Here is a 25,904-nt window from a genome sequence, read left to right on the forward strand (position 1 = left end):
GCCCTTCGCACGGAGATGGCAGCCGATCTTAGGGCGTCGACGAGCCCCACAGATCAAGACCATCCGGGGGTACGGGTGAGAGCTCCATCGGCGGCCGCTGCGACGATGTCCGGCGCTCCCTCGCGTACCCCCGGATCGTGGTGGTGAAGTGACCACTGTGGATCAGTGGGCGAGGTCGAGGCCCGCGTAGTTCTCCGCCAGGCCTGTCGCGCCGGCCCGGCTGGAGGTCACCCAGCGCAGCTGCGACAACTGCAGCTGCGCGTCGAACGGATCGCCGGACGTGTGCAGCATCGACGTCATCCACCAGGAGAAATGCGTGGCCCGCCAGACCCGCCGCAGCGCATCGTCCGAATAGGAGTCCGCCAGCCGGGTGTCGTGCTCGCGCAGCAATGCCACGAGCGCCCGGCTGAGCAGCACCACGTCCGCGATCGCCAGGTTCAGGCCCTTCGCCCCGGTCGGCGGCACGATGTGCGCGGCGTCGCCGGCCAGGAACAACGATCCGTGCCGCATCGACGTCCGCACGTGGCTGCGCATCGGCAGCACGCTCTTCTCCGTGATCGGGCCGGGCTTCAGCCGCCAGCCGTCCTGACCGTGTCCGAGCCGGGCCGCGAGCGCGTCCCAGATCCGCTGGTCGGACCACTGGCCCGGGTCGGTGCCGTTTGGTACCTGCAGGTACAGGCGGCTTACCGTCGCCGACCGCATCGAGTGCAGCGCGAACCCGTCCGGATGCCACGCGTAGATCAGCTCATCGGTCGACGGCGCCACATCCGCCAGAACCCCCAGCCACGAGTACGGGTACGCCCGCGCGAACTCCTCCCCCGGCACGGAGGCGTGACTCGGGCCGAACGAGCCGTCACACCCGGCGACCACCCGCGCGTCGACGCGCCCCGGCCTGCCGTCGCGGTCGGTGTAGGTGACGTACGGCCGGTCCGTGGTCACATCGTGAAGCGCGGTGTCCGACACCTCGTAGACCACCTCGGCGGTCCGGGCCGCGACCAGGTCCTTCTGCACCTCGGTCTGCCCGTACACCCAGACGCTGCGCCCGGCCAGATCCACGAAGTCCAGGTGATGCCGCGCACCCGGCCACTGCAGGTAGACGCCGCGGTGCTCGTCGCCCTCCGCGTGCAGCCGGTCACCCAGCCCCGCCTCGGTGAGCAGCTCGACGCTCGAGTGCTCAAGGATCCCGGCCCGGATGCGCGCGGCGACGTACTCCCGGGAGCGGCTCTCCACCACGATCGAGGAGACGCCGGCACGGGCGAGCAGGTGAGCGAGCAGCAACCCGGCCGGCCCGGCCCCGACGATCGCGACTTCGGTCTTCATGAGCCCACCCAACGGCAGCCCCGCCCGCCCCGCAAGCCCGCGCCCTGGACAACTCCGAGCCGAGGACGCATTCGCGGCACGCCGAATTCCGGATAATCTACGCAGACGTGTCTGATCTCTGGCCGCGGCCGGCTCTGATTCGCCCACGATGCAGCCCGCGCGACGGGTTTGTGCGGTGGGTGGGGTGGGCATAGTGGCGCCGTGCTGCATGGACGACTCATCGGCGAGCGCTATCTGCTCCGGGATCAGCTGGGCAGTGGCGGCATGTCCGTCGTCTGGCGGGCCGAGGACACGCTTCTCGGTCGCGAGGTGGCCGTGAAGGTGCTGTCCGCCGACGTGTCGGCCGATCCGGCCGCGCTCGGGCGGATGTACGCCGAGGCCCGCGCCGCCGCGAGCCTGCGCCACGACAACGTCGTCGAGGTCTACGACTACGGCGAGACCCAGATCGACGGCGTCCCCATGCCGTACGTGGTGATGGAACTGGTGCGTGGCCGCCCGCTGAGCGACCTGTTGCACGCGGGCGCGCTGCCCTGGCAGCTCGCCGTCCTGGTCGCCGCCCAGGTGAGTGCCGCGCTTGCCGCCGCGCACGACCGCGGTGTGGTGCACCGCGACGTCAAGCCGGCGAACGTGATGGTGCACTCCGGTGGCGTCACGCTCGTCGATTTCGGCATCTCGGCCGCGGTCGGCGAGCTGGAGCAGTCCTCGGACGAGATCCTCGGCACGCCCGCCTACCTGGCCCCGGAGCGCCTGGCCGGCGGGATGGTCCGGCCCGCCACCGACGTCTACGCGCTGGGCCTGCTGCTCTATCTGATGCTCGCCGGCCGGATGCCGTGGAACGTCTCCACGACCACGCAGATGCTCAAGGCCCACCGTTACCGTGAGCCCGCCGCGCTACCCCCGGTCGCGGGCCTGCCGGCGGAGGTCGTCGAGCTGGTGCGGAACTGCCTGAGCAAGGCCCCGTCGGACCGCCCGGCTGCGGTCAACGCGGCCCGTGTGTTGCGCAAGGCCGCCGGTCTGCCACCGCTGACGTTGCTCAGCGGACTCGACCGGCCGGACCCCGACACCACCGACACCCCGACGCTGGCCGCCGCGCCGCCGACCGCCTCGATCAGCGTGCGGGTCCGTGCGGGTCTGCCGGCGCGCCACCGAATAGCCGTGGGCGGCGCACTGCTCGCCGGTGCGGCGACCGCGGTCTTCGCCTTCTGGCCGGACGCGCCGCAGACCGGGCCGGACCTGCCGCAGGCCCAGCCGGTCGCCGACGCCGCGCCGCTCACCTGCCGGGTCACCTACACCACCCAGATCTCCTCCGGTGGCGAGGCCGTGACCATGGTGACGGTGGCGAACACCGGCTCCGGCGCGGTCGGCGCGTGGACGTTGTCGTTCCGCCTGCCCGCGGAGCAGAAGTTTCTGCGCGGTTCGGACGCGACGTGGCGGCAGGACGGTGACCTCATCGAGGCGACCGGGCCGGATCTGGCCGCGGGGACGGCCACCAGCGCCTCGTTCGACACCTCCTTCGACACGGCGGTCGCGCTGCCGCAGTCCTTCACAGTCAACGACGTCTCGTGCAGCGCCGAGATGTCCGTGCAGGCCCCGCCCACGAGCGCGCCACCGCAGGACACCCAGGCACCGGCCGGGAACACCCAGGTGCGGGCCGCCGGGGACGGCGACAAGGCGGCGAAGGTGCCGCCCGCGGGTCCCCCGGCGCAGAATCCGGCCGCGCCACACGGGAAGCAGCCGGCACCCGCACCGGCGGGGCCGAAAGCCAGATAGGCACCACCACAAGCACTTGATGGGCACTGATACATCCACCACAGTTGATCAATTGCCTTGACCTGGGCAGCATCCACATTCATCAACGTGGATCCAGCTGAGGAGCCGACGGTGCTGCCGCCCGGCGCGGCCGGTGCCGGTCGTGAGCTGGCACGGGCAGCAGGACACGGTCAACCCGTACCCGGGCAGTGCCGACCTTCGCTGGGGGTACGCCGTGCCGGTCGCGGCGCAGTCCTGGGCGCGGCTCAACGGTTGCCGCAGCGGCCCGCAGGCCACGGCCGTCACCGCGCACGTGACCCGGCTGACGTACACCGACTGCCGTCAGGGCGCCGACGTCGTGCTGTACCGGATCAGCAACGGCGCACACGTCTGGCCCGGCGTGACGGAGCCGGGCACCGAGATCGACGCGTCGCGCATCCTCTGGGACTTCGTCAGCCGGTTCCGCCTGCCTCCGGTCCGCGGATGAAAACTCGCCACGATTCACTGCAACGACCGGCCCTTGTGGAACGTCTTGGTAGCGGACGTACCCGGTCGATGCTTGGAGCTGCTTGATGAGGATCAGAACAACCGCGTGGCGGCGACTCGCCCTGACGCTCGCCACCGTCGCGTTATCGGCGGCGGCGGTGGTGCAGACCACCGGCCCCGCCGCCGCCGCGGAACGGGTGAGTGTGCCCGACGGGATGGACGCGGGCATCGCGGTCTACGACCGGGCCACCGGCAGGTTCACCTACCGTGCGCAGGCGGCCAAGCAGTTCCGCTCCGCGTCGGTGGTGAAGCTGCTGATCGCGCTCGACGTCACCTGGAACCAGGCCGGGCCGCCGTCCGCGGAGGACCGGGCGCTCCTCGACCTGATGTTGCGCAGCAGCGACGACGCGGCCGCCTCGACGTTCTGGGACCGCAAGGGTGAGGGAGCGATCGTCGAGCGGATGGCCGCCCGCCTGGGCCTGCGGAACACCACGCCGCCCCCGGCCGACTACGGCTGGGGCTCGGCAGGGGTAAGCGCCGAGGACATCGTGCGGGTGTACCGCTACGTGCTGGAGACCGCGCCGGCCTCGGTGCGGGACCTCGTGATGGGCAACCTGTCGCAGGCGACGAGGTGCGGCACCGACGGCTTCGACCAGTCGTTCGGGATCAGGTCCGCCTTCACCGGCCCGACCGCGGTCAAGCAGGGCTGGGTCCTCTTCGGCGGGGCGCCCCGCAATCCCTGCGTGACGGCCGCGTCCGCGCGCGCCGCGAAGAGCCTGACGCAGGAGGAGATCGACTACTCAAGCGGGGCGCTGCACACCACCGGCACGGTGGGCTCCGGGCACCGCGTCATCGTTGTGGTGCTGAGCACGCACCGGCCCGGCACCAGCTTCGCGCAGGCCGGCTACGCGCTGACGAACGTCGTCCGTCAACTGCCCGTCCCCGGCGCGCGTCTCGCTCCGCCGCTCCCCCGGCCCGAGCCGGGGACGTGGTTCGGCACCTGGGACAGCGAGGTGGGCGTGCACGCCACGCCGTCGCTGTCGTCCGTGCAGGTCAACACCGTGCCGAGCTCCCAGGAGGTACGCGTCGCGTGCCAGGTGCAGGGCGAGCTGGTCGAGCAGTACGGCCTGAGCAACGACTGGTGGACCTACCTGCCGGAGCTCGGTGGCTACATGCCGAACCTCTACTTCGAGTGGGCGGACAACCAGCTGCCTGCCGACGTGGTGCCGCTCTGCGCCTGAGAACGGCGCGCGGCCTGGCACGGTAGTGCCCGGCCGTTGCCGGTGTCGCCGCCTCCGGCCTGCCGGAGGCGGCGCTGCGGATGATGACTGCGGCCCGGAGTTCAGCAGGTGAGCCGGTCCGCGCCGGACGGCGGCCCGGCCGGGGTGGTCGGCAGGGTGAGGTGGACCCTGGTGCCGCCGGCCGGGTTCTCGTCCAGGGTGATCGAGCCGCCGTGCCGGTCCATCACCCGCCGGCAGATCGCCAGCCCGAGTCCGGTACCGGTGTACTCCGACCCGGCGTGCGCCCGGTGGAAGGAGTTGAAGACGTCGTCGCGCTCGCCCGCCGGGATGCCGATGCCCTGGTCGGCGATGGTGATCCGGGCCCAGCCGTCCCCGGTGTCGTCCGCGGTGATCGTGACGTGGGCGGGATGGCCCGGCCGGGTGTATTTGAGCGCGTTGCCGATCAGGTTGTCCAGCACCTGCCGGATCATGCCGGCGTCCGCGTGCACCACTGGCAGCGTCTCGGTGACGATCTCCGGCAGCGCATCAGGCGGCGGACCGGCGTCGCGACGGTCGGCGTGCAGGTGTGCCGTGCGCTCCGTGATCACCTCGCTGGTGACGTCCGTGAGGTCGACCGGGCCGGGGTGCAGCGGCGCGTCCCGGGCGGTGGCGTAGGCGAGCAGGTCGTCGATGAGCTGCCGCATCCGCTCGACGCCGGTTTGGATCCTGGCGACGGTGGGCAGCAGGCCCCCGGGTTCGACCGGCTGCCCGCCGCTGTCGTGCAGGTCGTGGCCGAGCAGTTCGGTGAATCCGGCGACGGCGGCGAGCGGCGCCCGCAGATCGTGGGCGACGATGCCGGCGAACGCGGTCAACTCCGCCTCCCTGGCCCGCAGGACGCTCACGTCGTAGGTGGTGGCGACCGCGCCGACCAGGTGCCCGGCCCAGTCGTACATCGGCCGGGCGTCGACGATCACCGCCTGCTCGACGCCGTCCGTACGCCGCAGGACCGTCTCCAGCCCGGTGACGGTCTCGCCGTCGAGCGCCCGGGCGATCGTCCCGTCGGCGAGTCCGCTGATGTGGGTGGGGGGCGTGGCTCCCAGCTGCTGCCGGCCGGTCCGGTTCACCCGGACGACGGCGCCGCTGGCGTCACAGGTCAGCACGCCGACGTCGATGGCGTCAAGAACCTGTGCCAGGTATGCCTCCTGCACCGCGAGTGCGTCCCGCGCGGTGCGCAGCTGCGCCTCCGCCCGTTCGGTCTCGTCGAGCGAGCTGTTGAGCGTCTCGGCCAGCAGCCGAACCTCGGCCGGCCCGGCAGGTGCGGCGCGGGCCGACCGGTCGCCGTTGCGGAGCCGGTTCAGGACGGTCTGCACCTGCGCGAGTGGCCGCAACAGCAGGTGGTGGGTGTGCACGGACAGTCGTAGGGCCACGAACACGGTCACCACCGCCAGCAGGGCCAGGCAGACCTGCAGGGTCGTGCTCGATCTGCGGAATTCCCGCACGGCGGCGCGCCGGTCCGCGTCGAGCGTCCCCGCGCTGGCGTCGTGCGCGGCCCGGAAGGTGTCGAAGAGCCGCTTGCCCTGTCGCTCGTCGAGCGCCGCGGCGTCGCCGGGCTGCTGCGGGGTGACGGTGACAGACGGTAGGGCGAACTGTTCCAGCCATCGCCGCGCGGCCGCATCCTCGGCCGACAGCCGTTCCCTGGTCTGCTCCGAGGCTGTTCGCCGGGTGCCGGCCAGCGCCTGGGGGTAGGCGGCGACGCCCGTGTCGTACGGTCCGAGGAACAGCCGGTCGCCGGTGAGCCGGAAGCCGCGCACACCTGTCTCGGCGTCCGTCAGGGCCTGCAGCATCAGCTGATGGGACTCCTGCGCCGCCTCCACCTGCCCGATATGTGCCTCGAACCGGGACAACAGCACCTGCCCGACCGACACCTGCAGCACACCCGCCGTCGCCAGCACCACGACCAGCCAGACGAATCGCCGCCGCAACGCCGTCGTCGTCGGCTTCACCACGGCCACCCCCGCCGACCGCCGCTTCGGTTATCGCCTCCACGCTAGGCCGATCCGCCAGCCGCAGGAGCGGATCTCGCGAATGCTCGCCAACTGCCACTGGCATGTGCGTTTAGCGGCCGTGGCGACGCACGCCTTCTTCGGCATGGTGATCCTGGCGGTGAAGTCGCCCTCGTGAACGTCACGCCTCGTCGAAACCTGATCATGCTTTTCCCGGAAGAAGCCAGCACAGGATGCGATCGACTCCTTTGCGGCGAATCGTGCGAATTGGTCCTTTCAGACAGTCAACTCCCCCGCCCCTCGCCATCCCGGAGCGTGCCGGAGAGCCACCACCGACCACGCGGAGGGGGCGGCCCGGGACGTCGATGCCCGGACCGCCCCCGCAAGCGGGTGTGCTCAACCGGCCCGGGTGAGCTGCCACCAGTCGACGTTGAACAGGTAGCCGCTGCCGCCGGTGAATCTCAGGTACAGATCCTGTGTGCCGGACAGGCCACTGACCGGGCAGGACACGGTGCTCCAGGTCTGCCAGCCGCCGGTGGCGGGGACGGTGCAGGAGCCCGCCTGGGTGCCGGTGGGGCTGCCGAGGCGCACCTCGATCCGCCCACCCGCGGCCGCGGACGCGACCCGGGCACTGAACGAGCTCGCGCCGCTGCCGAGGGCGGCCCCCTTGACCTTGATGTAGTCGCCGTTGTCGATGAAGCCGACGTTCATGCCGCCCCCGGACGCGGGTTCGGTCTCGACGCCGGAGCTCCAGGCGATGGTCTCGGCCTCCTGGCGGACGTACGGGTCGAGCGTCCCGTTCTGCGGCGCGCCGGCCGTGGTCATGTTGATCGTCGGGATGGTGCCGTCCGCGTTGTAGGTGAACTTCTCCACCGCGACCGACCTGGTGAATCCGCCGCCGCCGGGCAGCGCGCCGTTGTGGTAGAAAAAGTACGACCCGCCGTCGAAGTCGATGATGCCGGCGTGGTTGGTGAAGCTGCTGCCCTGGGTCGGCATGATCGTGCCGCGGTAGGTCCAGGGCCCGGTCGGCCCGGGCGCGGTGGAATATCCGATGAACTCGGAGCAGCACTTCGCGGCGAACACGTTGTAGTAGAGGCCGTTGCGCTTGTAGACCCACGGCCCTTCCTCGTACAGCGTGGGCCGGTTGGCGTCGCCGGTGCGGGTGCCGAAGCCCGCGGTGGTGAGCGGGATCCGGGTGACGCCGCCGCTGTAGCTGATCATGTCGGTGTTCAGCCGGACGTACCACAGGTTGGGGTTGCCCCAGTAGAGGTAGGCCTGGCCGTCACTGTCGATCATCACGGTCGGGTCGATCTCGCCGTTCTCGACAAGCGGGCGGCCGAGCGCGTCGGTGAACGGCCCGGTGGGGCTGTTGGAGACGCCGACGCCGATCGCCATCCGCCCGCTCGCCTTGGTGGTGACCGGCACGTACCAGTAGAACTTGCCGTTGCGCTCGACGACCTGCCCGGCCCAGGCGTCGGCCTTGGCCCAGCTGAACGTGGCGAGGCTCATCGGCGAGCCGTGGTCGGTCCAGTTGACCATGTCGGCGGAGGAGTAGACCCGCCACTCCTTCATGGTGAACCAGGTCGAGTTGTCCTCGTCATGGCCGGTGTAGAGGTAGACGCGGCCGTTGTGCACGAGCGGGGCCGGGTCGGCGGTGTGGATGGTCTGCACGATCGGGTTGTCGGCGTGGGCCGTGCCGGCCGGCACGACGATCAGCCCGAGCGTGCACAGCAGCGCGGTGATCAGCCGTCTCTTCATCGTCGGCTCCAGATCTGGTTGGCGGCGCCGGTGCAGGTCCACAGCAGCACAAGGGTGCCGTTGGCGGTCTGGTTGTTGTTGACGTCCAGGCAGAGCCCGGACTGGGTGCCGCGGATCGTGCCGTTGCTCTGGAACGTCCACTGCTGGTTCGTCGCGCCGTTGCAGTCCCACAGTTGCGCCTTGGCTCCGGCGGTGGCGCCGGTCGGCGCGTCGAGGCACTTGCCGAGCGCCTGCAGGGCCTGCCCGGACACGCTCCAGTTCTGGTTGGCGGCGCCGTTGCAGTCCCAGATGACCGGCTGGGTGCCGTTGGCGGTGTTGCTGTTCGGCACGTCGAGGCAGCGGCCGGACGCGGTGCCGACCAGGGCGCCGGACGCCGGCTGTTGCGGCTCGCCCGTGGTGCCCCCGCTGACCCGGTAGACGACTGTGCCGTGCGCGGGCACGCTCGCGCTGATCGCGCCGCCGGTGCTCGTGGTGGCGCCGGTCCACGCGTCGACGAGCGAGTAGGACGACGCGCCGGTCTTGCCGATCGCCGCGGCGGTGGTGGAGATGGTCCGGGTGGCATTGCTCGAGTTGAACAGCGCCACCGCGACGTCGCCGTCCGCCAGGCGCTTGGCGAGCACCCGCTGGCTGGAATCGCCGGAGACCTGGGTCCCCTGCCGGGCGAGCGTGTCCTGGTTGATCGCGATCAGCCGCGGGTTCTTCATGATCGTCTGGGTGGCGGCGGACATCGACCGGACGTCGTTGCCGGCGATCAGCGGCGCGGCCATCACCGCCCACATGGCGAAGTGCGAGCGCTGCTCGGTGTCGCTGAGCGTGCCGCGGCCGACCTCCATCATGTCCGGGTCGTTGAAGCCGCCGGGCTTGGCGTAGCGGGCCAGCGGCACGTTCACGTCGATGATGTTCTTGACGCCCATCGGGTAGCCGTTGGTCTGGCCGCTGTCCCAGACGAGCTGGATGTCCTCGGTGGTGCGCCACATGTTCGCCACGTCGCCCCAGTCCCGCTGCGGGCCGGTCTTGGCGTGGATGCTGTTGGAGTTGATGCTGTAGAAGATCGGGCGGCCGGTGGCGGCCAGCGCGTCGCGCATCTTCGCGAACGTGGTGACCTGCTCACTGATGCTGCCGCTCGGCGAGCACCAGTCGTACTTGAGGTAGTCGACACCCCAGGCGGCGAACTGCCGGGCGTCCTGCGCCTCATGACCCTGGCTGCCGGTCGCGCCCGGGTAGGAGTCGAAGTACTGCGCGCAGGTCTGGTCAAGCGGCGCCTGGTAGATGCCGAACTTGAGGTCTCGGGCGTGCAGGTAGTCGCCGAGCGCCTTCATGCCGCTGGGGAAGCGGGACGGCTCGGCCTGGAGGTTGCCGCTGCCGTCCCGGTTCGGCGACATCCAGCAGTCGTCGACCACCACGTACCGGTAGCCGAGATCGCGCATGCCGGAGCTGACGATGCTGTCCGCCGTCTGCCGGATCAGCGTCTCGTTGATGTTGCAGCCGAACGTGTTCCAGCTGTTCCACCCCATCGGCGGCACCCGGCCGACCCCGTTGTCCAGGGCCTGTGCCGGCGTGGCGGCGACGGCCGAGGCGGTCGCCGACAGCAGCAGGACTCCTGCGGCGAGTAAGGCTTTCCACTGTTTCATGATTCTCGACCAATCCTGACGTCACGAGCCGGATGATAGCGCTCACATAACCATTCGCCAGGTTGCCAGAGTGTTTCAAGACATTCAAGGACGAAAATCTATTAGCAGCACATCCAAGCCGATCACAGCCGGATATTCCCTGCTCAGCGACGCATCATGATGATCACCGCCCGGCCGTCCCCACTCTCGACTCAGCAACGCCTGGCACAACTTCGACCCTCCGTCGACCGCGCACATAACAGTTTTTCCCGCCGACTTTCGCCACCATCCCGGGACTCGCCAGCCCGCTCGCCGCCGGTGCGCGCGGCCTGCACGCCGAAGACGGCAGCGCGGAATAAGTGCCGCCCCCGCCGGGGAGAATCGTCCGGGCGACTCTTTTCCGGCGTCCGGGAAATCTAGCGGCAGAGCGCCGGGAAACAGTCGTTGCGATAGCGGCCGCGCTCTGCGACAGTGGTCCATCAATGGATGGGCATCGATTCCATGGGGTCGCCACCACGAGCCTGGCCCGTCTCCGTGCTGACCCGGAAAGTCACAGGCCCAGAGGACGAGACATGACCCGAGATGCGAACGAGCCGGCGCGCGGCGAGCAGCGGCGACTGAGCCGGAGAACAGTGCTGACGACGATGGGGGCCGTGCCGGTCCTGACCGTCGCGGTGTCGGTCGTGGGCGCCGGCGAGGCCGCGGCCGCCACGGCGAACATCAATCCGTCGGCGCCGCGGCAGACGATCCGCGGCTTCGGCGCGATGGCCCACGCGGCGTGGATCGGCGACCTGACCGCCACGCAGCGGGACACCGCCTTCGGCGCCGGTGAGGGCCGGCTGGGCTTCTCCCTGCTGCGGATCCCGGTCGGGGAGAACCGGTCGGACTGGAGCCGCGACCTCGCGACGGCCAAGCGCGCGGTGGAGCTGGGCGCGACAGTCTTCGCGTCACCGTGGAACCCGCCGGCCTCCATGGTCGAGACGTTCAACCGCAACGGCCAGACCAACGCGAAGCGGCTCCGGTACAGCTCGTACGGCGCCTACGCCACCCATCTCAACGACTTCACCACGTACATGCGGGACAACGGCGTGAACCTCTACGCCATCTCGGTGCAGAACGAGCCCGACTACGCGGCCGAGTGGACCTGGTGGACCGCCGCCGAGCTGGTCCGTTTCCTGCGGGAGAACGCCGGCGCGATCAGCACCCGGGTCATCGCACCGGAGTCCTTCCAGTACATCAAGTCGCTATCCGACCCGATCCTCAACGACGCGACGGCGCTCGCCAACACGGACATCATCGGCGCGCACCTGTACGGCACGTCGTACGCGAACTTCCCGTACCCACTCTTCACGCAGAAGGGCGCGGGCAAGGAGCTGTGGATGACCGAGGTCTACTACCCGAACAGCAACGCCAACTCGGGCGACGCCTGGCCAGAGGCGCTTGACGTGGGCGAGCACATGCACCGCGCGATGGTCGACGCCGGGTTCCAGGCCTACGTCTGGTGGTACCTGCGGCGCAGCTACGGCCCCATGCGCGAGGACGGCCAGATCAGCAAGCGCGGCGCGATGATGGCGCACTTCGCCCGGTTCGTCCGCCCCGGTTACACGCGGGTCGACGCGACGGCGAACCCGGCGTCGAACGTCTACGTCTCGGCGTACCGCGGCGGTGACACTCTCGTGATCGTCGCCGTCAACAAGAACACCTCGCCGGTGAGCCAGCAGTTCACGCTGTCGAACACCGCCGCGTCCGGCTCGGTGGCGAACTGGCTGACCGACGCGAGCCGGACCGTCTCGCCCCAGGCGGCGCTCACCATGGCCAACGGCGCCGTCACCGCCACGCTCCCGGCCCGTAGCGTGACGACCTTCGTGACAAGCATCAGCGGCGGCACCTCGACGCCCACCCCCACTCTCACCGCTACCCCCACCCCCACAGCCAGCGTGGGTACGGGTGCGCGCGTCACGTACACGATGAGCACCTGGAACAACGGCTTCACCGCCGCAATCAGCATCACCAACACCGGCGCCTCGACGATCAACGGCTGGACACTGGCCTTCACGCTGCCCTCGGGCCAGTCCATCACCTCGGGCTGGAACGCCGCCTACTCGCCGTCAAGCGGCCAGGTGAGCGCCGTCAACGCCGGCCACAACGGCACCCTCGCCCCCGGCGCCACGGTGGAGATCGGCTTCCAGGCCACCCACACCGGCAACACCGCCGAGCCGGCCGCGTTCACGCTCAACGGCATTCCCTGCACGGTGGCCTGACCGAGACCGCGCACCGGATTCTCATCGGCTTTATAAGCACGGGCGAATCGGCATCCAAAAAGTGTTACGCACATCCGGCGGTGCAGGTCGCACCATTTGGATAGGCCCGGCGATACGGGCGTTCCGACGCCCGGAACCGTACCCCTTGAGGATGCCGAAACACTCTGGCAACATAGGCAGACATAAATACGTAGCGCAGTAGCCCCTCTGGCAGACATTCGCATGCAGCACATGCCGCCCGAGGATGTGAGCGCTCACATCGACATCATTCGCTACCGAGGAGCGGCATGTGACTGGCATCGATCCCGTGGTCCACCGACCATTGCGGCGCGCGGCCTCCGCGCTGATCACCGCGTTCGCCCTACTCATCGTCGCCGGCGTCGCCGTCGTCTCGGCGCCGGCCGCGCACGCCGCCACAATCGACACCAACGCCTGGTACGTGCTCGTCAACCGCAACAGCGGCAAGGCCCTGGACGTCTACAACTCCGCCACCACCGACGGGGCCCGGATCACCCAGTGGTCGCGCAACGACGGCAACCAGCAGCAGTGGCAGTTCGTCGACTCCGGAAACGGCTACTACCGGATCAAGTCCCGGCTGTCCGGCAAGGTCCTCGACGTCTACAACCTGTCCACCGCCGACGGCGCGTCGATCGTGCAGTGGTCGGACGGGAACGGTGCGAACCAGCAGTTCAGCGTGGCCGACTCGAGCGACGGGTACGTGCGCTTCCTCAACCGCAACAGCGGCAAGGCGGTCGAGGTGCAGAACGCCTCCACCGCCGACGGCGGGAACATCGTCCAGTACGCCGACTACAACGGCGCCGGTCAGCAGTGGCAGCTCGTCCCGGTCGGCGGCTCCACCCCACCGGCGGGCGGCACGTTCACCAACCCGGTGGTGTGGCAGGACTTCGCGGACGGCGACATCATCCGGGTCGGGGACGCCTACTACTACTCGGCCTCCACGATGCACTACTCACCCGGCGCGCCGGTGCTGCGCTCCTACGACCTGGTCAACTGGGAGTTCGCCGGGCACTCGGTGCCGCGCCTCGACTTCGACTCCGGCGCCTACGACCTGTCCGGCGGGCGCGCCTACGTCAAGGGCATCTGGGCGTCCGCGTTCAACTACCGGCCGTCGAACAGCACCTACTACTGGCTGGGCTGCACCGAGTTCAACCGCACCTACGTCTACACCTCGGCCTCGGCCGGCGAGGGCTGGTCGAAGAAGGCCCGGATCAACAAGTGCTACTACGACGCCGGGCTGCTCTTCGACAACGACACCCCGTACGTGGCCTACGGCAACGGCACGATCAGCGTCGCGCAGCTCAACTCGGACCTGACAGCGGAGGTCAGGTCGCAGACGGTCTACCAGACGCCGTCGAGCATCGGCACGCTCGAGGGCTCGCGGATGTACAAGCGCGGCAACTACTACTACATCTGGCTCACCCGGCCCGCGAACGGCCAGTACGTGCTGCGCTCGACCAGCCCGTGGGGCCCCTACGAGCAGCGGCAGGTGCTGCTCGACCTGCCCGGTCCGATCTCCGGCGGCGGCGTACCCCATCAGGGTGGGCTCGTGCAGACACAGAACGGTGACTGGTGGTACATGGCGTTCACCGACGCCTACCCCGGCGGCCGGGTGCCGACGCTCGCGCCGATCACCTGGAACGGCGACTGGCCGGTGCTGACCACTGTCAACGGACGCTGGGGCGCCACCTACCCCAAGCCGGCGATCAGCACGACGAAGACCGTGGCGCCGATGACCGGGACCGACACCTTCACCTCCGGGCCGCTCCCACCGCAGTACGAGTGGAACCACAACCCGGACACCAGCCGGTTCAGCATCGGCAACGGCCTGCGACTGCAGACCGCGACGGTCACAGGCGACCTCTACAACGCGCGGAACACGCTCACCCGGCGCATCCAGGGCCCGTCGTCGACCGCCACGGTCGAGCTCGACTACAGCGCGATGGCCAACGGTGACCGGTCAGGGCTGGCCATGCTGCGCGACTCCTCCGCCTGGATCGGGATCCGCAAGGACAACGGCACCACCCGGGTGTCGATGACCAACGGCCTGACCATGAACACCAACGGCTGGACCACCACCGGCACCGGCGCGGAACAGGCCGGCGCCACGGTGAGCGGCGGGCGGATCTGGCTGCGGGTGACAGCGGACATCAGGCCCGGCTCCGGGCGCACCGCGACGTTCTCCTACAGCACGAACGGGACCACGTTCACCACGCTCGGGCCCGCGTTCACGCTCAACAACAACTGGCAGTTCTTCATGGGCTACCGGTTCGGCGTCTTCAACTACGCGACCACGGCTCTGGGTGGCGCGGTCACCGTCAACCGGTTCCAGGTAAGCGCGCCGTAAATCGCCCACTGCGCGGCCGCTCCCGCCCGGGAGCGGCCGCCACGACTTCCCCCTCGGAGCAGCCCATGTCATCCGCGCACCTCAGCCGCCGTCAGGTCCTGCACCTCGCGGGCGCCGGCGCGATCGTCTCGGCCACCGGCGTCGCCACCGCCGCACCGGCCTCCGCCGCCGAACTGCCACCCGCCCGCGCGGACATCGGCGTCGGCGCGTACCCGTTCCCGCTCGGGCAGGTGCGGCTGACAAGCGGCAGGTTCCTCGACAACCAGAACCGGACGCTGACCTACCTGCGCGCGGTGAACGCCGACCGGCTGCTCTACGTCTTCCGCGCCAACCACCGCCTGTCCACGAACGGCGCGGCCGCGAACGGCGGCTGGGACGCGCCGTCGTTCCCGTTCCGGTCGCACTCGCAGGGCCACTTCCTCACCGCCTGGGCGCAGGCGTGGGCGGTGCTCGGCGACACCACGTGCCGGGACAAGGCGAACTACCTGGTCGCGGAGATGGCCCGGTGCCAGGCGAACAACGGCGCCGCCGGGTTCACCGCCGGTTACCTGTCCGGGTTCCCGGAGTCCGACATCACCGCCGTGGAGAACCGCACGCTCACCAACGGCAACGTGCCCTACTACTGCATCCACAAGACGCTCGCCGGGCTGCTTGACGTGTGGCGGTTGATCGGCACCGACCAGGCGCGCACGGTGCTGCTCGCGCTGGCCGGCTGGGTCGACACCCGCACCTCCCGCCTGAGCTCGAGCCAGATGCAGGCGATGCTCGGCACCGAGTTCGGCGGCATGAACGCGGTGCTTACCGACATCTACCAGCAGACCGGCGACCAGCGGTGGCTCACCGTCGCGCAGCGCTTCGACCACCAGTCCGTGTTCAACCCGCTCGCGGCCGGCCAGGACCAGCTCAACGGGCTGCACGCGAACACCCAGGTGCCGAAGTGGATCGGCGCGGCCCGCGAGTACAAGGCCACCGGCACCACCCGCTACCGCGACATCGCGGCCAACGCCTGGAACATCACCGTCGGCGCGCACACCTACGCGATCGGCGGCAACAGTCAGGCCGAGCACTTCCGCCCGGCGAACGCGATCGCCGGCTACCTGACCAACGACACGTGCGAGCAGTGCAACACGTACAACATGCTCGACTTGACCCGGGAGCTGTGGCTGCTCGACCCGGACCGCGCCGGGTACTTCGACTACTACGAGAACGCGCTTCTGAACCACCTGATCGGCGCGCAGAACCCGGCCAGCGCCAACGGCCACATCACCTACTTCACGCCGCTGCGGGCCGGTGGGCGACGCGGGGTCGGGCCGGCCTGGGGCGGTGGCACCTGGAGCACCGACTACGACAGCTTCTGGTGCTGCCAGGGCACAGGCATCGAGACCAACACCAAACTGATGGACTCGATCTACTTCTACAACGGCAGCACGCTCACCGTGAACCTGTTCGTGCCGTCGGTGCTCACCTGGTCCGCGCGCGGCATCACAGTCACACAGGCCACAAGCTATCCGGCGAGCGACACCACCACGCTCACCCTCGGCGGCACGATGAGCGGGTCGTGGAGCATCAGGGTGCGCATCCCGGCCTGGACGTCCGGCGCGACGATCAGCGTCAACGGCGCCGCACAGAACGTCACCACCACGCCCGGGTCGTACGCCACAGTCACCCGCACCTGGGCGGCCGGCGACACCGTCACCGTGCGCCTGCCGATGCGCGTGATCATGAAGGCGGCGAACGACAACCCGTCCGTGCAGGCGATCACGTACGGGCCCGCGGTGCTCTGCGGCAACTACGGCAACACCACGCTGAACGCGCTGCCGTCGCTGAACGTCGCGTCGATCACCAGGACCAGCGGCCTGGCGTTCACCGCCACCGCGAACGGGCAGACGGTCAACCTCGGCCCGTTCCACGACGCGCACGGCTTCAACTACACCGTCTACTGGAACACCGGGTCCGGCGCGTCGAACACGTACAAGCTGGTCAATGCGGCTTCTGGTCTGGTTCTTGGCGTGCAGGACATGTCCACAGCGGACGGCGGGCTCGCCGTCGTCTGGGGCGACACCGGCACCACAGACCACCAGTGGGTACGCGTGGCTGACGGCGACGCCGTGCGCTTCCGCAACGTCAACAGCGGCAAGGTGCTCGGCGTGGAGAACATGTCCACCGCCGACAACGCCCGCGTCCTGCAGTGGGGCGACACCGGCACCGCGGACCACCGCTGGACGTTGCTCGACAACGGCGACGGCACCTACCGCATCCGCAACGTCAACAGCGGCAAGCTGCTCGGCGTCCTCAACTCGTCCACCACCTGGGGCGCGCAGGTCGTCCAGGACTCCGGCTCCACCCGCTGGCGCCTTCAATCCCTCTGAGGAGACACATGCACACCAGACGACAGCTCGCCGCGGTAGCGCTCACGACCGCGCTCACCGTGCTCGGCCTCGCGGCGCCGTCCCACGCCGCCGAGTCCAACGGCGGCACCCGGGTCATGCCGCTCGGCGACTCGATCACCGAGGGCACCCAGGTCCCCGGCGGCTACCGCAACGGCCTGTGGCAACGACTGGCCGGTGCCGGCTACCGCGTCGACCTGGTCGGCACCCAGTACAACGGGCCGGCCCAGCTCGGCGACCACGACCACGAGGGACACCCGGGCTGGCGCATCGACCAGATCGACGCGAACATCACCGGCTGGCTGAACAGCACCGGGCCGCGCAGCGTCCTGCTGCACATCGGCACCAACGACATCCTGCAGAACTACAACGTCTCAGGCGCGCCGAACCGGCTCTCCGCGCTCGTCGACCGGATCACCGCGGCCGCGCCCTCGGCGGACGTGTTCGTCGCGACGATCATCCCGCTGTCCAACGCCGGTCAGGAGTCGGCCGCGCGCACGTTCAACGCCACGATCCCCGGCATGGTGCAGTCCAAGGTCAACGCCGGCAAGCGCGTGCACCTGGTCGACATGCACGCCGCGCTCAGCACCGCCGACCTGATCGACGGCGTCCACCCCACCGCCGGCGGCTACGACAAGATGGCCGCCACCTGGTACGCCGCCCTGCGCGCGGTCCCGGGCACGATCGGCGAGCCGGGCGGTGGCAGCGGCGGCGGTCAGACGCTTGTCAGCGGCGCGTCCGGCCGCTGCCTCGACGTGCCGGGCAGCAACACCACGAACGGCACGCAGCCGATCGTCTGGGACTGCAGCGGCGCCACCAACCAGCGCTGGACGGCGGACGGGCAGACCTTGCGGGCGCTCGGTAAGTGCCTGGACTCCCCCACCGGTGCGGCCTCCGGGTCCAAGGTCCAGATCTGGGACTGCCACGGGGGTACGAATCAGCAGTGGACGCTCGGCAGCGACGGCACGGTCCGCGGCGTAGCGTCCGGGCTCTGCCTGGAGGCGGGCGGCACCGCGAACGGCAGCACTGCCGTCCTCCGCACCTGCACCACCGCGGCGAACCAGCGCTGGTCCCGCGTCTGAGCGGCTCTTCCGCCCGGCCCCGCGGCGACCGCCATGGGGATCGGCACCGGCCGGCGACCACGTGGGTCGCCGGCCGGTGCCGTGCGGTGTCAGGCCGCGGCGCAGGTGGCGGTGGTGCCACCACCGGTGCCGGCGCCCTGGAAGCCGAAGCTTGTGGACTGCCCCGCTCCCAACTGCCCGTTGTACGACACGTTTGCCATGGTGACCGTGCCGCTGGTGCCGGTGTTGACCGCGCTCCAGACGGAGGTGACAGTTGCTCCGCCCGGCAGCCCGAGGGTGACCTTCCACCCGCTGAGGGCCGCGCTCCCGGCGGTGACTGTCACGCCGGCCACGAATCCGCCGTTCCACTGGTCCTGCACCGTGAAGACGGCCGCGCAGGCGGTGCCGTTACTCGGCGGCGGCGTGCTCGGCGGCGGCGTCGTGGGCGGGGGCGTGGTCGGCGGCGGCGTGGTCGGTGGGGTGCCGCCGAGGCTGAGGTTCTTCTGCTGCACCTGCCACGGGCCACCGCACAGGCCGCAGCCGGAGCCGACGAAGGCGGTGCCAGCCGCGGTGTCGCCCTTGAGCCGCCAGGAGAGGTAGAGCACCGCGACGCGGCCGAACTCCCCGCCGTTCGTCTGGTCGTAGGTGCCGCCGTGCCCGACGTTCAGGTTGCCCATGAAGGCCGGGAGCCCCGACGGCAGCTTGCCCCAGTCGTCGATCGCATTCGGATAGGCGATGTCGCTGGTGCCGCCGATGAAGTACGCGATCGGCTTGGTGAGCCGCCGGAGCTGGTAGTCGTCGGCGTCGTTGAGCAGTCCGCTGCTGAAGATCATGGTCGTGGTGACCCGCGGGTCGTTGGAGACCGCATAGGCCTCCAGCCCACCGCAGGAGAACCCGGCGACGGCCACACCAGCGGTGTCCAGCCGGCCGTAGTACTTGCTTCCGGACCGGGAGTTCTCCGCGAACGCCCAGTCGATGGACTGGGTGAGCATCTGCGACGTGGTGGACCCGGACCCGTTCGGCGCGCCGTTGGCGATGACGAGGAAGCCGTGCGAGGAGATCTCCCGGAGGAAGTTGATCTGGGCGGTGCCGTTGGCCGCGCAGCCGCCGTTGCCCCACACGAGGATTGGCAGTCGCACCGACGGCAGGTTCTGCGGCCGGTAGATGGTGTGGTTGGTCAGTCCGGCGGAGGTCTCGTAGTCGGCGGGGTACGGCCCCGAGCCACCGACCGCGGCGTCGGCCGGGCCGGCGCCGATCGCCAGGAGCCCGGCGGTCACCGCGACGACGGCGGCCGCCAGTGCGGCGCCGATGGTCGACGTTCTTCTCATGGTGTCCTCCTCGATGTGCCGCGACACCGCTGCGCGAGGGGACGGCGTGCGGCCCCGCGCTGTTCGGGGCAGCTGGACGCGGCTGATGGGGATGCGCGGGTCGTCCGGCCCGGCGCTTGTCACTTCCGGATGTCGGGTCACCCGTGCGCCTGCGGACCAGATCAGGCGTGCTCAGAATCGCGACCCGAGCCAGAACTTCCGGGAGGAGCAACGCGCTGACCACCATTGACGCTAATCAATTCAGTGAGGTCCGTCAATGCAAGCCGCTTCATACCGGAATCTTTCCGGAAGCGCCACCGCGCACCGCCCAGCCGCGTGAGGCAAATACATCATAGGTATGATGTATTGCGCAGGACACTCCGGCGTTCCCGCACGGGGCCCTGCGCCGGGCGCTGTCGGTACCATCGCGACATCGCTTGCGGCACTGGAGGAGACATGACTCGATCATCTGAGGCAGCCCCTCCACCCCCGGCCTGGACCCGCCGCCCGGCGAACCTGGCCCGCGCCGTCACCGCCGAACTGGTCAGCCGCGTCGTCGACGGCGTCCACCCGCCCGGCACCGCGCTGCCCCCCGAGCCGATCCTCGGCGAGAGCTTCGGCGTGAGCCGCACGGTCGTCCGGGAAGCGGTGAAGCTCCTCCAGGAGAAGGGGCTGGTGCAGGTCCGCCAGGGCGCGGGGACCATCGTCCAGGAGCCGGCCATGTGGGACATGCTCGACGAGCTCGTCCTGGCCGCGAGCATCGCGCGGGACGAGGGCCTGGTCATCCTGGACGATCTCGTCGTCACCCGCCGGCTCCTGGAGTCCGACATGGCGAACGTGGCCGCACGCGTGGCGGACACGGAGACCGTCGACCGGCTACGGACGCTTGTCGACCTGATGGACACGCTCGTGGACGACCCGCAGATCTACGGCCACCAGGACCGGGCGTTCCACGACACGATCATGAGAGCCTCCGGCAACCGGATCGCGCGGGCCGTCGTGCGCGCCCTGGAGAGCCAGGTGGTCAACACCGCACGCTACATGGGACAGACAGACCGGGCGCTGTGCGTGGCCTCCAACCAGGGTCACCGGCGGGTGTACGAACGCATCGCCGCCGGCGACCCGGACGGCGCGGCCTCGGCGATGTTCACCCACATCACCGAGGCCTGGCTGGTACGCCGACTCGGCCCTGGCGATCCCGGCCGACTGCAACGCTGAGCCATCCGGCCGCTGCAGCGCTGAGTTACCCGGCCGGCACGCTTGTGGCCGGGAGGACTCCCGCAGCGACCAGATCGGGCCAGAGCCCGGCCGGCACACCGGTGGCGGCATAGGCGAGGTCCTCGTCCACCTCGCGAGGTGACCGCATACCGACGGCGACCGCGGCCACCGCGGGATGCAGCAGGGGAAACGCAAGAGCGGCGGCCGGCAGCGGTACGCCGTGGTCCGCGCAGATCCCGGCTATCCGGTCGGCCCGTTCCACGACGGCGGCCTCGGCGGGCCGGTACTCGTAGGTGGCGTCACGGCGGGGCCGCGCGGTCGAGAGCAGCCCGGTCGCGAAGACGCCGACGGCCACGACCGCCACCCCGTGCTCCCGGGCCGGCTCCAAAACCGTGTCGAGCGCCTCCTGGTCAAGCAGGGAGTACCTGTTGGCCAGCATGATCACGTCGACCAGACCCTCGCGGATGAGCGGGGCGAGGCCGGCAGTCGAGTTGGTCCCGATGCCGATCGCCGAGACGAGCCCTGCCGCCTTGAGCCGGGCCAGCGAGTCCAGCGCCTGACGTCCGGCGCCGTCCCACGCCTGGTCGGGGTCGTGGGCGTAGAGGATGTCGACCCGGTCGAGACCGAGCCGGTCGAGGCTGTCGTGAAGCGAGCGCTCGACTCCCCCGGCGGAGAAGTCCCAGCGCCGCCCCAGGTCTCCCGGCACCACGAATCCGTCGTCGTCCCACTCGAGCGGCCGTTCGCGGGGGACGATCAGCCGGCCGGCCTTGGTGGAGATGACGAACTCCTCGCGGGGAAGTCCGCGCAGCTCCGCGCCGATCCGCCGCTCGGAGAGCCCGAGCCCGTAATGGGGGGCGGTGTCAAAGTAACGGATCCCCCCGTCCCAGGCGCGGCGCAGCGTGCGGCGGGCGTGCGCGTCGTCCATCGCGGCGCCGAAGTTCCCGAGCGGCGCGCCGCCGAGCCCGAGGACGCCGTGCGGTGACCGGGCCCGGTCGAACAGTCTGGCGACTGCCGCGTTCATCGGTCGAGCCGGTAGCAGGCGGTGGCGGTACCGGACATGATCGCGTGCCGTTCCGTCGCGCTCAGGCCGCCGATCAGCTCGTCCACCGCCGTACGCCAGGCGACCGGCCCGGCGCCCAGGCGGGCCATCGGCCAGTCGGAGCCGTACATCAGCCGGTCCGGGCCGAAGGCGTCGAGCGCCACGCCGGCGATCCGGCGCAGCCGCCCGGGATCGCCCACAAGGCCGGCCAGCCCGGAGATCTTGGCGTAGACGTGCGGCTGCCCGGCCAGGGCCCGCAGGCCGCTCTCCCAGTCCGCGTCGTCGGTGGTCTCGGCGATGCCCCCGAGGTGGTCGAGCACGAATCGGGTGCCGGGGTGCGCCTTGGCGACCCGGGCGGCGAGCGGCAACTGCCAGGAGCGCACCACCAGGTCGAAGCAGAGACCACGCGCGCCGAGCAGGTCGAGTGCCCGGCCGACGTCGGGGCGGTCCAGCCAGCCGGGATCGGGATCGACGTGGACGAGGTGCCGGATGCCGACCAGACGGCCGGAGTCGAGCGCGCCGAGTTGCCCCGGCACGTCGGCGGTCAGGTCGATCCAGCCGACCACACCGGCGATCCGCTCTGCCGGGCCGGTCAGCAGCCTGCGGGTCTCGCCCAGACTTTTGCCCGCCTGGACGACCACCGCCGTGCCGATGCATGTCGCGTCGAGCATCCGGGTGAGATCGGCCGCGTCGAAGTCACGGTCGATCGCCGCCATCGACTCCGGGTCGATCCACGGCTGCGGGTCGGTGGCGCGGTTCCACAGGTGCACGTGGGCGTCGACGGGATCGCTCACGACAGGTGCCAGATCTCGTCGATGGGCTGCCACAGCGCCCCGGGGACCCGTTCGTCGGCGATGCGCCGCTGGCAGGGATCGGTGTGGGTCCACCACTGCCGGGTCACCGGGTCCTCGGCGATCCGGGCCATGTCGGCGTCGTGGTCCTCGCCGACGTATTCGTAGTAGGCGAACAGGGTGTCACCGACGATGAAGATCGAGTAGTTGGTGACGTTCGCGTCCCGCAACGTCTGCTCGACCTGCGGCCAGACGGCGCTGTGCAGTTCCAGGTACCGCGCCCGCAGCTCGGGCCGGACGCCGACGACGAACGCGTACCGCCGCGGGGTTCCGGTGCTCATGCCGTCACCCCCGCCGTCAGCCGGGCGTCCGCCCGCCCGGTCCCGCGGGGTCCGTCGGGCACCAGCCGCAGGCCGGCCCGGTCCGGGCGCACGTGCGGTCCGACCACAGTGGCCACCGGATTGGCGGCGCGGACCGCGTTGATGTGCTCCTCGTCCACCCGGATGCCGATGCCCGGCTGGTCGCCCAGGACGATGCCGCCGTCCATGATCTCCTGGTCGATCTCCAGCCCGATCGGCGCGCTGAGGTGCTGGACCTCGAAGGCGAGGTGGTTGGGGATCGCCGCCGCGGCGTGTGCCGCCGGATTCGCGTGGTAGGTGACCGGGCTGACCGGAAGGTCGTGGGCGTGCGCCACCGCGGCCGTCCGCAGGAAGTGCGTGATGCCCCAGACGTTGCCGATCTGCACGATGTCCACGGCGTCGGCGGCGAGCAGCGGCCGGTACTGTTCCAGCCCGGTCAGGTTCTCCCCGGTGGCCACGCCCGCGCGGATGTGCTGGCGCACCGAGGCCAGCCCGGCGCTGTCCCACCGGCGCACCGGCTCCTCGATCCAGGTGAGGTCGATTGAGCGTTCAAGTTCACTGACGAACCGGACCGCCTGGGTACGGTTCCACGACTCGTTGGCGTCGAGCATGAGCGCGGGGTGTGCCGAGTTGCGGCGCAGCACGTCCCGCACCGCGAGCAGGCGGCGCAGGTCGTGGGTGACGTCGTGGCCGCCCTTGAGCTTGGCGGAGCTGAATCCGCGGTCCGCGTAGCGTTCGTAGAGGTGCACGAGCGCGTCGTCGTCGAGCGCGATGTCGAGCCCCGAGGCGTAGCCGGGAACGAACCGGTCAAGCGCGCCGAGGGTACGCCAGAGCGGCTCGCCGGCCGCCTTCGCCTTCAGGTCCCACAGCGCCATGTCGATCGCGCCGATCGCCCCGAACGCGGAGCCCGCGTGCCCGGTCTTGAACACCCAGGCCAGCATGCGGTCGTAGAGCCCGGTGACCGCCCGCGGGTCCTCCCCCTCGACGGCGCCGAAGACGCGGTCGATGTCGCCGTGCGCGCCGACGCCGACGCCCTCCATGCCCTCGTCCGTCTCCAGGATCAGCACGTGGACGTCGGTCTCGTGGCCGGGCATCACCCCGTTGGCGTCGCCGGTGAGCCGGCCCCACTCGTGCTTCGTCGCAAGACTGCGGTAGCCGGTGACTTTCATGACGACTCCTTGTTGCGGAAGATGGCGCTCACTCCTTGGTCCCGCCGGCGGTCATGCCGGCCACCAGGAAGCGCTGTGACACCAGGAAGACGATGAGGACCGGCAGCACCGACACCACTGTCGCGAGGGCCAGGGTCGGCAGCTGCACCGACTGACTGCCGGCCGAACTGGGGTTGAACGCCGGTGTGGAGGCCAGCAGCGACGTCAGTCCCACCTGCACCGGATATCCGTCGCTTGACGGCAGCATCACGAAGGGCAGGAAGAAGTTGTTCCAGTTCTGCACGAAGCTGAAGAACGCCACGAGCGCCACGATCGGTGCGGCGAGCGGCAGCGCGACCTTGGTGAACACCTGGAACTCCCGGCAGCCGTCGATCCGGGCCGCCGCGAGCAGGTCCCTGGGGATGCTCGTGGAGAAGTAGATGTAGGTCAGGTAGACGCCGAACGGGAAGAACGACATCGGCAGGATCACCGACAGCGAGCTGCCGATCAGGCCCACCGCGTTGAGCTCCAGGAAGATCGGCAGGACAAGCGCCGTGTTCGGGATCAGCATGACGATCAGGGTCAGCACCAGCAGCAGCCGCCTGAACCGGAACTCGGTAAGCGCCATCGCGTAGCCGGCGGGGATGCTTGCGACGAGCGTGATGACAAGCGCGCCGAGCGCGTACAGCGCAGAGTTGGCCATCCACGACGTGACCGCGCCGTCCTGGAACCCGAACAGCTGGTTCCAGTTCGCGGCCAGGCCGTCGAGGCTGCCGAACGAGAACGGGTTGCCGACGATCAGGCCCCGCGCGGACTTCGTGGTCGCCAGCAGCAGCCAGACGATCGGGATGGCGAAGAAGAGGACGAACACCGCCACCATGACCCCGATGATCGCCCGGCCGCTCCAGCCGGTCAGGCCGGGGCGCGACGAGGTGGCGGTTCCACTGTGTGCAGAGCTCATGTGATCAGTCCCGCTCGAACAGGCCGCCGCGCGTCACGAAGACGGCCGACAGCGCCAGGGCGATGACGAGCAGCAGCAGGGAGATCGCCGCCGCTCCGTTGAAGTCGTTCTGCTGGAACGCGTACTGGTAGGCGAGCTGGTTGAGTGAGTAGTCGTTGGGGACGACCGCGTTGCTCGCCTGGGACAGCAGTTGCGGCTCGACGAACAGCTGGGTGCCGGCGGCGAGCGACATGATGCCCATGTAGGAGATCCACTTGCGCAGCATCGGCAGCTGGATGCCCCAGGCGATCTGCACCGCGTTCGCACCGTCGACCCGGGCCGCCTCGATCACCTCGGCGCTGATGTTGTTGAGCGCGCCGTACATGATCACGATCCAGCCGCCGGCCCCGGTCCAGAAGGCCACGATCGTGAAGACCACCGGCAGGTTGCCCGGCACGATGACCTGCACGAAGCTGTCGAAGCCGAGCGCGCGAAGCAGTCCGCTGACCGGGCTGGCCGTCGGGTCGAGCACGAACAGCCACAGCAGCACGCTCGACGCGCCGGCGAGCGCGCCGGGCAGGTAGAAGACGAACCGCAGGGTACGGCTCAGCCACCGGACCTTGATCGCGTGCACGACGATCGCCAGCAGGGTCACCAGGACCACGAGCGCGATCAGCCAGATGACCAGGTACAGCGCCACGTGGGTGACCGCCGGCCAGAACCGGAAGTCGCCCGTGACCTTGGTGAAGTTGTCCAGCCCGGCGAACGCGCCCGCACCGTCGGTGAAGGCCAGGTAGACCGCGTAGAACGCGGGCAGGATCCCGAACGCCAGGGCGAGGACCACGTAGAGCGAGACGAAGCCGTAGCTCATCGCGTTGCCGC

The 25,904-nt window shown here is 70.1% G+C and carries 19 protein-coding genes; 8 read left to right on the forward strand and 11 right to left on the reverse strand.

Features of this window, described 5'->3' with window-relative positions; all coding sequences use genetic code 11:
* Window positions 1-162 precede the first annotated feature (162 nt).
* On the reverse strand, window positions 163-1,320 hold the full coding sequence (locus ACIA8K_RS25350) for a 4-hydroxybenzoate 3-monooxygenase (protein WP_396063358.1): 1,158 nt from the start codon (window positions 1,318-1,320) through the stop codon (window positions 163-165).
* A 201-nt stretch (window positions 1,321-1,521) separates the two neighbouring features.
* Between ACIA8K_RS25350 and ACIA8K_RS25355 the strand changes: the two genes are divergently transcribed.
* The 3 genes from ACIA8K_RS25355 (at window position 1,522) to ACIA8K_RS25365 (ending at window position 4,796) form a co-directional block, all read left to right on the forward strand.
* Window positions 1,522-3,090 (forward strand): serine/threonine-protein kinase, encoded by a 1,569-nt coding sequence (locus ACIA8K_RS25355; RefSeq protein ID WP_396063360.1) that lies wholly within the window; start codon window positions 1,522-1,524, stop codon window positions 3,088-3,090.
* Between the two features lie 142 nt (window positions 3,091-3,232).
* Window positions 3,233-3,556 (forward strand): hypothetical protein, encoded by a 324-nt coding sequence (locus ACIA8K_RS25360; RefSeq protein ID WP_396063362.1) that lies wholly within the window; start codon window positions 3,233-3,235, stop codon window positions 3,554-3,556.
* Window positions 3,557-3,641: 85 nt separating this feature from the next.
* The gene (locus ACIA8K_RS25365; RefSeq protein ID WP_396063364.1) at window positions 3,642-4,796 is read left to right on the forward strand and encodes a hypothetical protein; all 1,155 of its coding nucleotides are present in this window, start codon (window positions 3,642-3,644) and stop codon (window positions 4,794-4,796) included.
* Between the two features lie 101 nt (window positions 4,797-4,897).
* Here the strand turns inward: ACIA8K_RS25365 and ACIA8K_RS25370 are convergent, their stop codons facing one another.
* The 3 genes from ACIA8K_RS25370 to ACIA8K_RS25380 all read right to left on the reverse strand — a co-directional run bounded on the left by ACIA8K_RS25370 (window position 4,898) and on the right by ACIA8K_RS25380 (window position 10,167).
* Window positions 4,898-6,778 (reverse strand): ATP-binding protein, encoded by a 1,881-nt coding sequence (locus ACIA8K_RS25370; protein WP_396063366.1) that lies wholly within the window; start codon window positions 6,776-6,778, stop codon window positions 4,898-4,900.
* Between the two features lie 396 nt (window positions 6,779-7,174).
* On the reverse strand, window positions 7,175-8,536 hold the full coding sequence (locus tag ACIA8K_RS25375; protein WP_396063368.1) for a glycoside hydrolase family 43 protein: 1,362 nt from the start codon (window positions 8,534-8,536) through the stop codon (window positions 7,175-7,177).
* The gene (locus ACIA8K_RS25380) at window positions 8,533-10,167 is read right to left on the reverse strand and encodes a glycoside hydrolase family 27 protein (RefSeq protein ID WP_396063370.1); all 1,635 of its coding nucleotides are present in this window, start codon (window positions 10,165-10,167) and stop codon (window positions 8,533-8,535) included. Before ACIA8K_RS25380 ends, ACIA8K_RS25375 begins: the two co-directional genes overlap by 4 nt.
* A 551-nt stretch (window positions 10,168-10,718) precedes the next feature.
* Here ACIA8K_RS25380 and ACIA8K_RS25385 point away from each other — a divergent pair.
* From ACIA8K_RS25385 to ACIA8K_RS25400, 4 genes are all read left to right on the forward strand, one after another.
* The gene (locus ACIA8K_RS25385; RefSeq protein WP_396063372.1) at window positions 10,719-12,407 is read left to right on the forward strand and encodes a cellulose binding domain-containing protein; all 1,689 of its coding nucleotides are present in this window, start codon (window positions 10,719-10,721) and stop codon (window positions 12,405-12,407) included.
* A gap of 298 nt (window positions 12,408-12,705) precedes the next feature.
* Window positions 12,706-14,772: an RICIN domain-containing protein gene (locus tag ACIA8K_RS25390; protein WP_396063535.1), complete on the forward strand. Its 2,067-nt coding sequence runs from the start codon at window positions 12,706-12,708 to the stop codon at window positions 14,770-14,772.
* A 65-nt stretch (window positions 14,773-14,837) separates the two neighbouring features.
* Window positions 14,838-17,141: a beta-L-arabinofuranosidase domain-containing protein gene (locus tag ACIA8K_RS25395; protein ID WP_396063374.1), complete on the forward strand. Its 2,304-nt coding sequence runs from the start codon at window positions 14,838-14,840 to the stop codon at window positions 17,139-17,141.
* An 8-nt stretch (window positions 17,142-17,149) separates the two neighbouring features.
* Window positions 17,150-18,241 carry a ricin-type beta-trefoil lectin domain protein gene (locus ACIA8K_RS25400; protein ID WP_396063376.1) on the forward strand — a complete coding sequence of 364 codons (1,092 nt, stop codon included), beginning with the start codon at window positions 17,150-17,152 and terminating at the stop codon, window positions 18,239-18,241.
* 89 nt (window positions 18,242-18,330) lie between these two features.
* Here ACIA8K_RS25400 and ACIA8K_RS25405 read toward each other — a convergent pair whose 3' ends face one another.
* The gene (locus ACIA8K_RS25405) at window positions 18,331-19,548 is read right to left on the reverse strand and encodes a cellulose binding domain-containing protein (protein WP_396063378.1); all 1,218 of its coding nucleotides are present in this window, start codon (window positions 19,546-19,548) and stop codon (window positions 18,331-18,333) included.
* A 435-nt stretch (window positions 19,549-19,983) separates the two neighbouring features.
* On the opposite strand from ACIA8K_RS25405, the gene ACIA8K_RS25410 reads away from it, so the two are divergent.
* Window positions 19,984-20,745 (forward strand): FadR/GntR family transcriptional regulator, encoded by a 762-nt coding sequence (locus ACIA8K_RS25410; protein ID WP_396063380.1) that lies wholly within the window; start codon window positions 19,984-19,986, stop codon window positions 20,743-20,745.
* 25 nt (window positions 20,746-20,770) lie between these two features.
* Here the strand turns inward: ACIA8K_RS25410 and ACIA8K_RS25415 are convergent, their stop codons facing one another.
* From ACIA8K_RS25415 to ACIA8K_RS25440, 6 genes are read right to left on the reverse strand one after another with little or no spacing between them, the layout of a single operon-like run.
* Window positions 20,771-21,766, reverse strand: coding sequence for an aldo/keto reductase (locus ACIA8K_RS25415; protein WP_396063382.1), 996 nt, complete (start codon window positions 21,764-21,766; stop codon window positions 20,771-20,773).
* On the reverse strand, window positions 21,763-22,578 hold the full coding sequence (locus tag ACIA8K_RS25420; RefSeq protein ID WP_396063384.1) for an amidohydrolase family protein: 816 nt from the start codon (window positions 22,576-22,578) through the stop codon (window positions 21,763-21,765). Before ACIA8K_RS25420 ends, ACIA8K_RS25415 begins: the two co-directional genes overlap by 4 nt.
* A complete protein-coding gene (locus ACIA8K_RS25425) occupies window positions 22,575-22,916 on the reverse strand; it encodes an L-rhamnose mutarotase (protein ID WP_396063386.1) in 342 nt (113 codons plus the stop codon). The genes ACIA8K_RS25420 and ACIA8K_RS25425 overlap by 4 nt, the downstream gene beginning before the upstream one ends.
* Window positions 22,913-24,103 carry a mandelate racemase/muconate lactonizing enzyme family protein gene (locus tag ACIA8K_RS25430; RefSeq protein WP_396063388.1) on the reverse strand — a complete coding sequence of 397 codons (1,191 nt, stop codon included), beginning with the start codon at window positions 24,101-24,103 and terminating at the stop codon, window positions 22,913-22,915. Before ACIA8K_RS25430 ends, ACIA8K_RS25425 begins: the two co-directional genes overlap by 4 nt.
* A 28-nt stretch (window positions 24,104-24,131) precedes the next feature.
* Entirely contained in the window at window positions 24,132-25,043 is a 912-nt protein-coding gene (locus ACIA8K_RS25435; protein ID WP_396063390.1) for a carbohydrate ABC transporter permease, read from the reverse strand.
* Window positions 25,044-25,047: 4 nt separating this feature from the next.
* Window positions 25,048-25,893, reverse strand: coding sequence for a carbohydrate ABC transporter permease (locus ACIA8K_RS25440; protein ID WP_396063392.1), 846 nt, complete (start codon window positions 25,891-25,893; stop codon window positions 25,048-25,050).
* Window positions 25,894-25,904: the final 11 nt, after the last annotated feature.

The sequence above is a fragment of the Catenuloplanes sp. NPDC051500 genome, from assembly GCF_044454585.1.
Lineage (GTDB): Bacteria > Actinomycetota > Actinomycetes > Mycobacteriales > Micromonosporaceae > Catenuloplanes.